Here is a 15,427-nt window from a genome sequence, read left to right on the forward strand (position 1 = left end):
CATATATTATATCATGTTATTTTATTAATTTATACTATTCAATTTATATTATTTTATGTATAATTTAATAAACAAGGGGGGATTTTTATGAGGTCTGAATCTGAAATGTTTGATTTAATATTAAATATTGCCAAAGTAGATGACAGAATAAAAGCTGTTTATATGACTGGATCAAGAACTAATCCAAACATAAAAAAGGATATTTTTCAAGATTATGACATTATCTATGTTGTAAATGAGACAGATTCTTTTATTACAGATAAAAATTGGATAGACTTATTTGGAGAAAGACTTTATATGCAATATCCAGAAGATTCTTACTATTATGAAAATAATATTGAAGAATACTACGGTTGGCTTATTCAATTTAAAGATGGTAATCGATTAGATTTACATGTAGTCACTTTATCTTATGCCTTGAAAGATATTAAAAATGAAACTCTTTGCGAAATACTTTTAGATAAAAATAATGTTCTTCCAAATATTGAAAAATCTTCAGATAGTAAATATTGGGTAAAAAAACCTGTTGAAAAAGAGTTTATTGATAATTGTAATGAATTTTGGTGGTGTTTAAATAATGTTGCTAAAGGATTATGGCGTGAAGAAACTATATATACTTTAAATATGATAAATAATGTTATAAGGCCACAATTGATAAAATTATTAGAATGGAAAATAGGTTTTGAAAATGATTTCAAAGTTTCTTGTGGAAAATCAGGAAAATTTATTAAAAAATATTTAAATAATAATATGTGGGAAAGTCTTCTAAAAACTTATTCAAATGCAAAATCAGAAGACATTTGGCATTCTGTTTTTATAATGTGTGATTTATTTGATAAAGTTGCTTTAGAATTATCGAAAGGACTTAATATGAATTATAATAAATTAGAAGCAAAAAATAGTCTTAAATTCTTAAAAGATGTATATAAGTTGCCTAAAGATGCAAATGAAATATATTAAAACCGGCATATAAATGCCGGTTTATTTATTATCCCAAATTCTTTTTTCCAAATCTTGTATATATAATGATTCCTATTAAAGTTAATAATTCTGATAAAGGAACTGCATAAAATATATATTCATTTTTAAAAATAGTATTAAAAATCAATATTAGACTAACTGGAAGTATAAGAGATCTCAAAGCTGAAAAAGCGAATGAAGATATGGGTTTATGTATACTTGTAAAATAACCTGAAACTACAATATTAATACCATTTATAAAAAAAGTATACCAAATAATACTTATATATATCGTAGCCATTTTTGATACTTCAACTCCACTTGACTTTAAAAAGAAATTTACCAAATGTATATCAAAGCCTTTCAAAATAAAAGCTATTAAAGAACCTAACACTATATTAAATAATATAGAAACTTTTAAAAAATCATGCATACGTTTAGTATTTTTTGCTCCATAATTAATACTCACCGGCCCATGAATAGCTGCAACAACACTATAGGCAATAAGTCCTCCACTGTATAAAAAATAATTGACTATTGTAAATGCAGCAACACCTTTTACTCCAGATTGTTGAATCAAAACATGATTAAATACAAAAGCAACTATACCACTTGATGTTTCATTTAATAATTCAGATAGCCCATTATACATGGAATAAAATATCTCTTTTTTTATTCCTTTAGGCATCACAAACCTTAAATTACTATTTTTAGAAAAAAATGATGGTAGTAAAATAAAAAATGTCATAGATTGAGAAATTCCTGTTGCTAAAGAAGCTCCTGCCATTCCTTTATTCATAATAACAACAAATATCCAATCAAGAAATACATTCATAATAGCACTAAATAATAAAGCAAAAGAAGTTAATCCTGGTTTACCATTTACTCTTGCAAAAAAACTTATTCCTATTCCTAATAATTGTATGGGTAAAAAATATGAATAAATTTTTATATATGTTACCGTATATTCTAAAATGACTTGATTTGCACCTAATAATCTAGCAGCATTTTCTGGAAATATTATAACCAAAATAGAAAATATAACACCTATTCCAAACATTATTTGAATTACTCTCGAAAAAATAGATGAAGCTTGAAATTTTTTATTTTCACCTAATAATTTTCCGCTTAAAACACAACCTCCAGCTCCGAACATCGTTATTAATCCCAATAATAATGAAACATATGGAACAACTAAATTTATAACTGCAAGTGCATTAGAGTCTATAAATTTTCCAACAAATATCCCATCCACTATAGAAGCTAATGAAATAGACCACATTCCCAACATCGTAGGGATTGTATACTTAAAAAAAACTTTAACAACATTGTCTTTAGTCACATCCAATTGTTTCCCCACTTTAACACTTCCTTTTATGTATTCGTTTATATACCATAATATTATATACCATTTATTTTTAAAATTCCAGATCTAATACAAAAATATCTCCAAAATAATTTTATAAATTTCATTAATTATAAAATTACTTTGGAGATAATATCTATATATTTTTATTTTTGATAATCTTTATGAATAAAATCTTCTATAATATTTTTAAATTCTATTTGATTTTCTATATAAGGATGATGACTACTTTTTATTTTATGAATAACAATATTTTCAAACTTAAATGAAAGATAATGTTCCGGCCCAATAGCATCATCAAATTCACCTGTAATAACTAATACTCGTTTTTTTATATTTTTTGTTAATAGTGTAAAATCCTGAAAATATTCTTTAGATGAAAATACATATTGCTGAAAATTCGGATCAGATTGTAATGACTGATCTATTAAATCCAATTGTTTTTTATTTTCTTTTTCTAAAAATTGTAATTTGAAATAATCCCCTTTTATTAGTAATTCTTTAAGAATAAAATAAAATGTATCAACAAATGACTTGAAATCATCTTTCTTTATTACTGGTTTTTCAATTCCTAAAATTTCTGAACCTTTATTTATCTGATGCATAAAAGAATAGTACATACATAATGTAACATTAGATAATATTAATCCTATAGTCCTGTTTGGAAAATAATAAGCATAATTTACCGCAAGTATGCCTCCAAATGAATGGCCAATTATATACCATTCTTTAATTCCTAAAAATATTCTTAACTCTTCAATATCATTGATAATTTTCTCTAAAGAATATTCTTTACTTAAACTATATTCCGAACGCCCACAACCTCTTTGATCTAAATATATCATATCAAAATTTTTCTCTAAATATTTACCTGCATAATGTTGAAATGATTTACTCCAATAACCTGGCCCACCATGAAGATAAAGGCATGGAATTCCATTGCCTTTTCTTTCATAATATAATTTTATACCATCACTTGTAACAAAATCCATAAGAAAAGTCTCCCCTTTAAATTTTTATACTTATATATTATATATTAAACAAATACATTCATTTAATATCATACATTAAGAATAAGATATAAATTTTGTTTAATTTTTAAAATATATTCCAATATGGATTGATTATTGTGTTAGAACGAACGAAACATTCACTTGGTACTAGTATATTTATATTCCAATATGGTTTGATTATTATTAATAACAGTAACGGAACTTATATTAAATACAGCAAGTTTATATTCCAATATGGTTTGATTATTATAGCTGGATTCGGATATTTAATATCCACCATAACCGAGTTTATATTCCAATATGGTTTGATTATTATCAAAACATCAATATATGTTATCTTCACTTGATTCTCGTTTATATTCCAATATGGTTTGATTATTATCATGATACAAGGATATGGAACAGGATTATATTTTTTGTTTATATTCCAATATGGTTTGATTATTATAGCTGGATTCGGATATTTAATATCCACCATAACCGAGTTTATATTCCAATATGTTTTGATTATTATCAAAACATCAATATATGTTATCTTCACTTGATTCTCGTTTATATTCCAATATGGTTTGATTATTATTTTAATAATGTTGCCCCTATTCTTTGTTTTCCTTCTACGTTTATATTCCAATATGGTTTGATTATTATCCCTGGCGTTTCCGTTGATTTGAGCGTTTTCGAGTACTGTTTATATTCCAATATGGTTTGATTATTATAAGCAGAGTTAAGAGAAAGATTGTTGGGGGTTGGAGTTTATATTCCAATATGGTTTGATTATTATTATATATAAAAACTGGTGAATTTTATGCTAATCTTTAGTTTATATTCCAATATGGTTTGATTATTATATGAAAAGCCTAAAATATGTAAGGCAGTAATACTGTTGTTTATATTCCAATATGGTTTGATTATTATTTAAAAAAATCGGGGGAAATCCTCGATATAAAAATGCGTTTATATTCCAATATGGTTTGATTATTATCAAAGAAATCCTCAAAAAAAATATATGTTTTTAAAAGTTTATATTCCAATATGGTTTGATTATTATTAACGTATGACTGGGGAAAACTCCAGTACATACAAATGTTTATATTCCAATATGGTTTGATTATTATTGTATCCTAGAGCATTTGATATTGCGTTAGAATTTTTGTTTATATTCCAATATGGTTTGATTATTATTTGAAGAAATGAAAGGTCAAGAAATAAACATGAAAGAGTTTATATTCCAATATGGTTTGATTATTATTTGCAAGTCATTCTGTTGCAACATATAAAAATGCAAAGTTTATATTCCAATATGGTTTGATTATTATCATATAAGACCTTACCTAACAGGAAGGCAGTGTATAGTTTATATTCCAATATGGTTTGATTATTATACTTTCTGACAAATATAGAACATTCATACTAACATAGTTTATATTCCAATATGGTTTGATTATTATTTTGTACCGTACTGTGCAACTGCTAACGTTTGTAATGCGTTTATATTCCAATATGGTTTGATTATTATTAGATGGAATGGGAAAAAATTATATTCGTTATAGACAGTTTATATTCCAATATGGTTTGATTATTATAAATAAACTTTACCCTTAAAACTTTTAGCAAAAGAAGTTTATATTCCAATATGGTTTGATTATTATATTATTATCATATATCATGAAAGCACTCATATTACTGTTTATATTCCAATATGGTTTGATTATTATCAAAAATATAAAAGAAACTCAAAAGAAGATAGACTCGTTTATATTCCAATATGGTTTGATTATTATTAACACAAGCTTCAAGCAAAAGCGGAGGTTTAAACAGGTTTATATTCCAATATGGTTTGATTATTATTCATTTTGTCTGGTAATGCAAATGCTTCTTGTCTTCCGTTTATATTCCAATATGGTTTGATTATTATTACTAAAGAATTGTATCCATATGATTTAAAAATTATTCTTTATATTCCAATATGGTTTGATTATTATCGATGCCAAAATTTTAGAAAGTTATTATTATAATACTTTATATTCCAATATGGTTTGATTATTATAACAACCAGTTTAAAAAACATTTTTGGGTTAAAATCCTTTATATTCCAATATGGTTTGATTATTATATGCAAATGCCACTATTCCTTTAACAGCTAACAATTCTTTATATTCCAATATGGTTTGATTATTATTGTAAAAAATATTGACATACTAAATAACTATTTTGACTTTATATTCCAATATGGTTTGATTATTATAAACACTGGTTTTTCAACATCTAACCCTGGAAATGGCTTTATATTCCAATATGGTTTGATTATTATATTATTTTTCATATTTTTAATTGTATTTTCTAATAACTTTATATTCCAATATGGTTTGATTATTATTAGTTCTTTTACAATTTCTAATCAATTTTCACTACCCTTTATATTCCAATATGGTTTGATTATTATACTTCCGCAAGAAATTGGAGTTTACAAGGAATATTTCTTTATATTCCAATATGGTTTGATTATTATAGATCCAGCTATTCCGGGATCTGTGTGGAATGATAGCTTTATATTCCAATATGGTTTGATTATTATAGTTTAATAATTCTTTGTAAGAATTATCCAGAAAAACTTTATATTCCAATATGGTTTGATTATTATTACTCTATATAATTTCAAAGTTGCTTTTTCGTATATCTTTATATTCCAATATGGTTTGATTATTATTTCAATCGTATCTTTATCAAAAGGTTGAGCCATTTCCCTTTATATTCCAATATGGTTTGATTATTATTTAAACCAGTAAAAAAAGTTAAAATTGATCCTGAAACCTTTATATTCCAATATGGTTTGATTATTATTAGTTCTCCAACAACAATATTAAATAATATACATTTCTTTATATTCCAATATGGTTTGATTATTATACCTAAAGAGTGGTTTATTTATCAGACTTTTGGAAAGCTTTATATTCCAATATGGTTTGATTATTATTGAACGACCTTCCGGAAAGTCCAAATGCAACAGTAGCTTTATATTCCAATATGGTTTGATTATTATGAATTGAATTTGCTGTTTGTTCTAGTGTAGATATGTCTTTATATTCCAATATGGTTTGATTATTATTCTGTTTCTTCAATAACCGGTACAAAATTTTTGATCCCTTTATATTCCAATATGGTTTGATTATTATTCTGTTTCTGTATTTTTATCACAACTCATTTTTAGACTTTATATTCCAATATGGTTTGATTATTATTTATTATCCTTTACAACTAAATTGTATAATATTCTCCTTTATATTCCAATATGGTTTGATTATTATTATCACTCCTTCGCTTCGCTATATATCAAATTCTCTCTTTATATTCCAATATGGTTTGATTATTATGGAGGATAACCAATGTCAAACATTTCAATGAATAAACTTTATATTCCAATATGGTTTGATTATTATTACCGGATAAATTAAAAAAGAAAATATTTCTAAATTCCTTTATATTCCAATATGGTTTGATTATTATAACTCTTGAGTTAGCTGCTTCTTTTGCTGTTTTTATCTTTATATTCCAATATGGTTTGATTATTATCTTTTTCGTAAGGCTGCCAAGTTTCTGTATAACCCTCCTTTATATTCCAATATGGTTTGATTATTATGATACCATTTTTTTGCCTCCTTGTGGTATAATAAAAGCTTTATATTCCAATATGGTTTGATTATTATAGGATCCTTACAAGGACAACTTGAATAGTTAGAGTGCTTTATATTCCAATATGGTTTGATTATTATCCGTATATTTGAAACCTATATTATCACTTAATTATAACTTTATAATCTGTCGACCTACTAAAAAGCTATACATTTAATCTTTAACAAAGTTTACATAACAACACTTTCTTTATTATTAGTCGTTTTTAGAATCTGTCTATCTAAGGTGTTTATTTTCTTAGTAGAGGTCGACAGATTTTTTAAATAAAATTATCTGTTTCTTTATTTTTTAATAATTTTAATCCTTTTTCTTTAGTATATTCAACAATTGAATCATCTAAAACAAAAACACCGTTTTTTCTAAATATTTTATCCTGTCTTATACCATAAATAGATTTTGCTTTAAAATAAAAACTTGTACTTATTGGTATAGAATTAAAAAGATATTTTTTATTGAATGTTTTAAAATCCTCGTTTATTTCTTTAAAATCTTTTTCTAATAAAGCATTTATATTCGTATTATCTCTAAATAATTTTTCTGCTTCCATTTTATTATCAACGATATTTAAATAAGGATCATAATTAAAAATCAGATCTTTATAATTAAAACTTTCTTTTTGTATATCCCAAATTCTTTTTATAGAAAAAACAGCTTTTTCTATATTTGTCTTATAATATTCAAAAACTTTTTTCTCATCATAATATTCTTCTAGCATTTGATTTCTATCTTTTTCCCCTAATTCTTTTCCTTTATATTTTTTATTTTTAATAATTTTTAATGATGGATCTTTTAAATTTTTATCATAAGGAATCATTTTTTCATTTTCTAATATATACACTTCACCGTATTCTTTTGTATTATGTCTATTGCATCTTCCCATTCTTTGAATCAAAGAATCAATTGGAGCTAAATCAGTTATAAGTATATCAAAATCTAAATCAAGAGATGTTTCCACTAATTGTGTAGTAATCCAAATAATTCCTTTATTATCTTTTTCTTTAATTGAATTTAATTTATTATATTTTCCTTGCTTATCTTCAAATTTAAATCTACTATGTAATAAATCCACTTCAAAATTTTCTTGTTTATATAACTTTTCATAAGTTTTTATGGATTCATCTATAGTATTTTTTACAATTAAAATTTTTTTATTTTTATTTTTAGACAATATTGATTTAATTTTTTCTTCTTTAATTAAATCAATTTTTACTTTCTTTATATCATTCGAAATATTTTTTTGTATATTATTTTCAAATTCTGTATCAAAGGATATATAATTATCTTCAGTTTTTGAATACATAATTTTTTTGCTTTCAAGTATTTGTTGATATATTTTTGGCATAGTAGCTGTCATAAGATGATATTTCACATTAAAATGTTTTGAAGTAAAATCCATAAACAATATTAAAATCACAAACATTTTTGGATTTAAAAGATGTACTTCATCAACTGTTATTTTTGAATTATATATATTAACTAATAATTTTTCATAATTTGGATATTTAAAAAGCGATAATAAAATTTGATCTATTGTAGATATTATATATGGTTTAGCTAAGTTATGAGCTAAATTAATATCACTTAATTTTAAATTAATTCTTGTTTCTATTTCTTTATTTTCTATATTGTATAAATTTATGTCTCCATGAAGTATACCTACATTTTCTTCTCCATATATTTTTAATGCATCTAAATAAAAATTTTCTCCTGAAATTTTAGTTGGAACTAAAAATATTTTTCTTTCATTAGTCCATAAATGATCTGCTACTGTCTTCCCTGAACCTGTAAATCCTTTAGTAATAATATTTTTATTTAAATTTTCTAAAACTCTTTTTTGAATATCATTAAAGACAATTTGATCTTTATTTTTGCTTTTTTCTGCTAAAAATTTTCTTATTTTATCTTGTATATAATCATTACTTTTGCTAAAAAAATATTCATAGTCTTTTATTTTGGAAGATGCTAAATGATCGACTAAATTAACATATCCTTTCAAAAAAATATATAGTAATTTATAATCATTTTCTCTTTCAACTTCTAAATTACCTTCATTTGAAAAATCTTTATTGAAATAATTCATAAAATCGTAATCTAAAATATTTTCATCTATTTTTATATCTTTTTTAAATACTTCACTTAATTGCTTTTCAATATCAGATAAATCATAATCATTATTATCTAAAATAGCTTCTTCAATATCTTTATATAAACTTTTTTCAACATCAGAAATATTTAAATTATAATATTTTTTGAAATGACCGTGATGATACATAATACTTTTTATCATTACATTAAAAAGTATCTCATCATTTGTTTTTATATCTTCTAATAATTTTTTTGAAAATGCTCCTGATAAAATATTATGTCTAATTTCTTTACCTTCTAATAATTCAAAATTTTTCTTGATTTTATTTTGAAATTTTATATTAATTTTACCCAAATCATGCATTACAAATAATTTCAATAAGATTTCTTCCAAATCATAATCTTTTATTATATCTTGTATATTTTTATAACCTATTTTATGTTTTATTTTTTCATAAGTATTTAATAAATCATTATTATGTTCTACTAAAGTTATTTCATTACTATTTTGTGATTCTGATTTAGCATATATACTATTCATCACTATCACCAACTAACCACTTAAATAAGATTTTTTCATTTTCTGACTCATAAATATTTAATTTTATATCTTTTAAATAAGCGCCTTCATTAGAAATATAGATATAATTTCCAAATATCATTTCTCTATTTTTCTTATCTTCTAATAAATCTTTATATTTTTTTGGTATAGAATAATAAACACCTCTATTTAATATATCATTATATTTATTTTCATTTTTACCACTTTTTATTAATTCAACAGGAATATAAGTATTTTTAACCAATAAATCTTGTTTTATAGCTTGTTTTTTATCTTCTATATAGACTTCATTTACAACAATTTCTTTTACAAACATTTCTCCTTTTTTTATTGGAAATATAAAATCTTCTTTTCTTCCTAAACTCAAATATTTACTTGGATTTTCAAAACTCTCTTTTATTAACTGTAAATCTTCTTTATTTTCAGAATCAATAAAAATTTTTAGTTCTATATCTTGTAATATTTCAAAATTCATCACTCTATTTTTTGAATTAGATTTTACATAATTAAATAATTCTGGAAAATCAATATTATTTTCTAATTTATTTTTTTTATTATACCTTAATTCTTTTATAATAAATTTTTCAAAATCACTTATAATATTTCCCTCTTCTCCTCTAATAAAATCAATTCTTTTTATTTTATATTTTCCAACTACAGATAATTTTAACTCTTTATCAAATCTTTTATCACTTGCATAAGATATCATTCCAGCTATAGTAGTAGGAGAAGGTAAATTATAAGTTGATATATAATCATCTTGTTTTATTTTAGCTTCTCTGTAATGGGCATTAGGTTGCTTGAATTCTAATAACAAAATTTTATTTTCCATAGCAAATCACTCTTATATTATCCATTCATTATTTTCATTTATATCTATTCTTTCAATAAATTCTTTTAATTTTTTTACTGGCATACCTAATTCAATACAATCATTTTCCGATTCCATATTTATTTTTTTGCTAACCACAGCTATTGTATTATCTTTTAAGTCATAACTTTCAATAGTTTCAATTATTCCATCAATAATTAATTGGTTGTCTTTATTGAAAAGTATATCATCCCAAAAATAAGGCACAACACTTTCATAAGCTCCTCCAAATACTGCAAGAGGTTTTAATAGTACTTTTTGGTGTTTAATATCTCTTGTAAATTCACATAATGCATCAAATAAATCTTTAACCATTTTTAATCTTAATTCTTTATTTTTATATACTCTATCTTTAGGTTCTAAATATTTTCCATCTTTTATTTCAGTTACACCTAACCTATTAAGTTCTACTGTAACAGTATATGTATAATAATCACCAAAGACTTCTTCGTTAGCTAAAGCTTGAGTTTTTGGTATGTCTCCTTCAAATTCCACTAAATCTTTTTTTTCTTCAGTATAGAATTTTCTATTATTTTCTTGAGATAAAAACCCTCTATTTGTAATTAATTGAGTTTCATTTTTAAATTCATGAACAGATCTGAAAGGTATTACTCTTAAAGGTGATGTCTTTGAAATTTGCTTTCCAGGAATTAAAAATCCAAATAAATCATTTTCCATATCTTCAATACTTTCAATATCTTCTGGATTAGAATATAAATTACTTTTGTTTATAACAATACCAGATGGATTCCATCCTTTATTAAATAAAGACTTTCTTAATTCATATGTAAAGGTACCTACACTTGTAAAAGCATGTACTCCATCACCACTAAAATGTTTTTTTAATGGAGTAAAGTTTCCCATTCCTTGATCATTAGAAAGACCTATTGGACTAAAAGTTAATATTGTCATAGTGATACAATTTATTTTATTAGACATTATTTATTTTCCCCCTTTTTATTTGTATTATCAGGTTGAAGTAACCCCTCAATGAAAAGTCCTACATTATAATATAAATCATTTTCTGTACTTTTCATTATTGAATTAGCTAAATCTTTTGGTAAAACAGCATCTGAATTTACAGTTAATAAGTGTATAATCATTTCTAAAAGACCTTTTCTATTCAATGTTTTTAAATAATTATTTAATTTATATATAATAGATTTTTTTGATTCAACATTTAAAATTTTACCTAAACTATATCCTGAGCTTCTAAATTTATTATTATCTTCAAAATATTTAATTTTTTCTTCTGACATTTCTAAATCACCTCCATATAAAAATTTAATAAATTTTAAAAATATTCTTACATTATTTTTTGTTTTTATCATATCAATACTTTTTTCTTTTTCATCTTGAAAAATTAAATTAGCTAAAAAATATTTTAAAATTATATTATAATTTTTATAATCAACCAATCTATATAATTCTTTTTTGGTACTGCTAGTTATATAAAATGAATCTATAATAGCTTTTATCTTTAAACTTTTAATCATATTATTTATATCTAAAACACTATTCAAGTTTATTATTATTCCTTTATTAGAATCCCTTTCTATACCATAAAGCTTAAATCTATTATTTCTATAATCTGATAAGCTACTTAAAAAGCCCTTATTTCTTAATTCACGAGATATTAAGTTATATTTATAATTAAAAAACTCCATTAATTTAAGACTTTCTACATATATTAATTCAGAATTTCTATTTTCATTAATATATAATAAAAACATAATATTAAAAAATTCGCATTCAAAACAAATATTACTTCCTAAATCTTGACCATAGTTATTAAACATATTATTTTCTGACCCCATAAAAGAATATAAATACTTAGAAGTTTTCCTCTCTTTTTTCTCTTCTTTATGGGTAATATCATATTTATATACATAATTGTTATGACAAATACTACATTTAGTTTCTATTTTTTCATATTCATTATTTAAAAATTCTTCAGATTTTTCTTCAAATACAATTTCTAAAATTTTTTTAAAATTATTATGAAAATTTTCTACATTTCCAGCATTAGCACCAAATTTGCCACTATTTCTTAAATATGGAATATATTGACTTTCTATTTTATTAATTATCATTTTTTTAGTTTTATCATCATAATCAGAATTATCTACAAACTTTTTATAATTTTCAAAGTTAATATTGTCTTTATTTATTAATTCTTTTTTTCCTTTAGTTAATTCTATATTAATTCCATCAATAGCAATTTTAAAAAGAATATTTTCAACTATAATTCTATAAAAATTTCTGCTATTTATACCATTAATTTCCAAATAATTATCTTTTAATACCGCATTATAATCTTCATTTTTTAAAATCCTGTATAAATTAACTATTCCAATATCTCTTACAATTTCACCAGTTCTAAAAAATTTTATATTTTTCACCCCCTTTTAGATATTTCAAGCATTCCAAATCCCATAGAATTTTTAGAACCCAATCCTGATTGATAAATATATTCAATAACTTTTTCATTTGCAAGTATTTTTATATAACCTAAATTGCCTTTAAGTATTGTCCCATAATTTTTAACTAATACACTCCTTGTTTTTATAGGAATAATACTAATATTTTCTAAATATTCTGAAGGGAAATCTTTTAATCTATACTTTAAATTATTTTTTAATATTTCTTCAAATTCTTTATCTTCAAAAGAATAATAAACGTCAGAATTATCCTTTTTATGATCTCTAATTAATACAGGAGACAAAATTTTAAAATCAATATTTTTTGATAAAAAATTTTTACTTTTAAAAAATTTAATATTGCATAAATTTATACTATTATTTTTAATTTTAAATTCTCTATTAATTTGTTCTCTAAACGCAGCAAACAAATGAGTTCCAAGAACATAATCAGAAGTAGAGTAATAGAAACTAAATTTATTTTCTTCCAATAAAATTTTTTCTTTTTCAAATTTACTTTTCCCAAAATTTATTGTAAAGGTAAAATTTTTATGAATAGGATCTTTTTTATTGTAATATTGACTATAAATTTTTTCATCGTAATTAGACAAAGCATTTTTTATATAAGATAATAAAAAACGTCTATAATCTATTGGAATTACATTATTATTCGTTTTAAAATCTAATTTAAATCTCATTTTTTCACCTCACTTTCATTTTGAATTTTCTTTTACTAATAATATAATTTTATTGTGGTGTAAATGATTATTTTTTTAAAATAAATTGATATAAATAAAACATTAAAAAAATTCTATTTTAATATTACCATATTTATATAAATAAATTCAATATAAAAAATAATTTGAATTTATCTAATCTTTTTATTACGGTAGTGATAGAAAATAAAAAAAGCAATTCATTTGAAAAAGTTAATATTATGCAAGTCAAATATTATTTGTATATATTAAAAACAATAACCCTAGATGGCTGATGAAAGATTTTTAGGGTATTAAAGAAAATAAAACTTCTAATTTTTTCTAAAAAATAAATTTATAACTTCAAAATAAAGATAAAAAAACCTTAGTGGAAACCTATTAATTCACTTGGTATATTTGAGAATCTTTTTATCTGAAATTTATCGTTATCTTTTAACTCTATATTTTTAAAATCTTCTATTTTAATACTTTAGAAAATAGTATTTAAATTCAAGAAAAAAAAGTTTAATTTTATTTCTTTTTATATCTTTTATAAGTTAAATATAAAAAATATTTTTATGATAAAATATATTGAATAAGATTTAATATAATATTTTTATTTAACATAATTAAGCATTAATTTAATTATTAGAATGGAGTAATCTATTTATGGGAAAAATAAAATATGAATTTTTAAAACGTTATAAATCTGATTTAAATGGTTATGAAGATATTGTTAAATTTCATCAGTTTTGTACTGCTGGTAATTATGATGCAATATCTCTTGATTTTTCTAAATGTTCATATATATCCCCAGATATAATTTCAATTTTAGCTTCTGCAATTGATATATCAAAACAAAAGCATACAAATTTTGAATATATTTATGGTACTCTTTCAAGTAATATAAGATTGAAAAATTATTTGAATTCAAGTGGATTTATATCTTATGTAGAGAATAAACCTTATGAATATTTTGGTAATAATGCAGTTAAACTAGAAAAATTTAATATAAATCAATTTGAAGATGAAATTCTATTAAATAAACACATAGATAATATCTTAGCAACGTCAAAAATAAATATGACTGATAATTTTCATCTTAGACTCTTTAATAGTATCTTTGAATTATATAAAAATGCTATGATTCATTCTGAAACAAAGTGTGGAATTTATTCTTGCGGCCATTATCAACCCAAAAATGAAAAACTTATATTTTCTTTATATGATTCGGGAATAGGAATACCAAACAAAATTAGAAATTACTTTAAATCAAAGACATCACGTAAAGAATATGATCGTATAGGCTCAATTGAAAGTCATAAGTTATTAAAATGGGCTTTTGAATCAGGTAAATTCAACTTTTGAAGATGATAGTATTCCTCGAGGATTAGGGTTACCAACAGTTCGTGATTTTATACTTTTGAATGAAGGAAAAATGCAAATATATAGTAATAACAGTATATTAAGTATCAGTGGAAAAAATATAACTTTTGAAAATATAAATTTTAATATGCCTGGTACAATTATATCTTTAAATATAAAATCAGATTCATCTCATATATATGATATAGTGACTTGAAAAATAGAGCAATAAAAAAGGAATAAAAAGCGATAAAAAAGAGAAAATAGATTCAATAAGAGTACGTTTTTTGTAAGTATTTTTAAACTTTGAAGAATTTCTATCCAAAAACATTCTAAAATTATCCTTAGAAAAATCAAAATAACGATAACAGTTAGACCTATGAAGAGGACAATTAGAAGG

Annotated in this window: 11 protein-coding genes and 1 CRISPR repeat array; of the genes, 4 read left to right on the plus strand and 7 right to left on the minus strand. The window is 22.7% G+C overall.

What is annotated here, in order from left to right; all coding sequences use genetic code 11:
• Positions 1–87: 87 nt before the first annotated feature.
• Positions 88–960, plus strand: coding sequence for an aminoglycoside 6-adenylyltransferase (locus C7380_RS07240; RefSeq protein ID WP_109604828.1), 873 nt, complete (start codon positions 88–90; stop codon positions 958–960).
• Between the two features lie 28 nt (positions 961–988).
• Here the strand turns inward: C7380_RS07240 and C7380_RS07245 are convergent, their stop codons facing one another.
• From C7380_RS07245 to cas6, 7 genes are all read right to left on the minus strand, one after another.
• Positions 989–2,302: an MATE family efflux transporter gene (locus C7380_RS07245; RefSeq protein WP_240597554.1), complete on the minus strand. Its 1,314-nt coding sequence runs from the start codon at positions 2,300–2,302 to the stop codon at positions 989–991.
• Positions 2,303–2,472: 170 nt separating this feature from the next.
• The gene (locus tag C7380_RS07250; RefSeq protein ID WP_109604830.1) at positions 2,473–3,318 is read right to left on the minus strand and encodes an alpha/beta fold hydrolase; all 846 of its coding nucleotides are present in this window, start codon (positions 3,316–3,318) and stop codon (positions 2,473–2,475) included.
• Between the two features lie 109 nt (positions 3,319–3,427).
• Positions 3,428–7,109: direct repeats of the CRISPR family, unit length 30 nt; unit sequence CTTTATATTCCAATATGGTTTGATTATTAT.
• Between the two features lie 179 nt (positions 7,110–7,288).
• Entirely contained in the window at positions 7,289–9,655 is a 2,367-nt protein-coding gene (gene cas3, locus C7380_RS07255; RefSeq protein WP_109604831.1) for a CRISPR-associated helicase Cas3', read from the minus strand.
• Complete coding sequence (gene cas5 / locus C7380_RS07260; protein ID WP_109604832.1) at positions 9,648–10,508, minus strand: CRISPR-associated protein Cas5; 861 nt, start codon at positions 10,506–10,508, stop codon at positions 9,648–9,650. The genes cas3 and cas5 overlap by 8 nt, the downstream gene beginning before the upstream one ends.
• A 12-nt stretch (positions 10,509–10,520) precedes the next feature.
• Positions 10,521–11,486: a type I-B CRISPR-associated protein Cas7/Cst2/DevR gene (locus tag C7380_RS07265; RefSeq protein WP_109604833.1), complete on the minus strand. Its 966-nt coding sequence runs from the start codon at positions 11,484–11,486 to the stop codon at positions 10,521–10,523.
• A complete protein-coding gene (locus C7380_RS07270) occupies positions 11,486–12,949 on the minus strand; it encodes a hypothetical protein (RefSeq protein ID WP_109604834.1) in 1,464 nt (487 codons plus the stop codon). Before C7380_RS07270 ends, C7380_RS07265 begins: the two co-directional genes overlap by 1 nt.
• Entirely contained in the window at positions 12,946–13,665 is a 720-nt protein-coding gene (cas6, locus tag C7380_RS07275; protein ID WP_109604835.1) for a CRISPR-associated endoribonuclease Cas6, read from the minus strand. The genes C7380_RS07270 and cas6 overlap by 4 nt, the downstream gene beginning before the upstream one ends.
• A 194-nt stretch (positions 13,666–13,859) precedes the next feature.
• On the opposite strand from cas6, the gene C7380_RS13845 reads away from it, so the two are divergent.
• The 3 genes from C7380_RS13845 (at position 13,860) to C7380_RS07285 (ending at position 15,244) form a co-directional block, all read left to right on the plus strand.
• Positions 13,860–13,958 carry a hypothetical protein gene (locus C7380_RS13845; RefSeq protein WP_371682082.1) on the plus strand — a complete coding sequence of 33 codons (99 nt, stop codon included), beginning with the start codon at positions 13,860–13,862 and terminating at the stop codon, positions 13,956–13,958.
• 373 nt (positions 13,959–14,331) lie between these two features.
• Positions 14,332–15,030 (plus strand): hypothetical protein, encoded by a 699-nt coding sequence (locus C7380_RS07280; RefSeq protein WP_109604836.1) that lies wholly within the window; start codon positions 14,332–14,334, stop codon positions 15,028–15,030.
• Positions 15,005–15,244 carry a hypothetical protein gene (locus C7380_RS07285; RefSeq protein ID WP_109604837.1) on the plus strand — a complete coding sequence of 80 codons (240 nt, stop codon included), beginning with the start codon at positions 15,005–15,007 and terminating at the stop codon, positions 15,242–15,244. Before C7380_RS07280 ends, C7380_RS07285 begins: the two co-directional genes overlap by 26 nt.
• Positions 15,245–15,427 lie beyond the last annotated feature (183 nt).

Source organism: Oceanotoga teriensis, from assembly GCF_003148465.1.
Taxonomy (GTDB): Bacteria; Thermotogota; Thermotogae; order Petrotogales; family Petrotogaceae; genus Oceanotoga; species Oceanotoga teriensis.

Excerpts from the sequence above, each read along its gene's own strand:
- cas3 (WP_109604831.1), bottom strand. The coding sequence starts at position 9,655 with ATGAATAGTATATATGCTAAATCAGAATCACAAAATAGTAATGAAATA.
- C7380_RS07280 (WP_109604836.1), top strand. The coding sequence starts at position 14,332 with ATGGGAAAAATAAAATATGAATTTTTAAAACGTTATAAATCTGATTTA.
- C7380_RS07240 (WP_109604828.1), top strand. The coding sequence starts at position 88 with ATGAGGTCTGAATCTGAAATGTTTGATTTAATATTAAATATTGCCAAA.
- C7380_RS07250 (WP_109604830.1), bottom strand. The coding sequence starts at position 3,318 with ATGGATTTTGTTACAAGTGATGGTATAAAATTATATTATGAAAGAAAA.
- cas6 (WP_109604835.1), bottom strand. The coding sequence starts at position 13,665 with ATGAGATTTAAATTAGATTTTAAAACGAATAATAATGTAATTCCAATA.
- cas5 (WP_109604832.1), bottom strand. The coding sequence starts at position 10,508 with ATGGAAAATAAAATTTTGTTATTAGAATTCAAGCAACCTAATGCCCAT.
- C7380_RS07265 (WP_109604833.1), bottom strand. The coding sequence starts at position 11,486 with ATGTCTAATAAAATAAATTGTATCACTATGACAATATTAACTTTTAGT.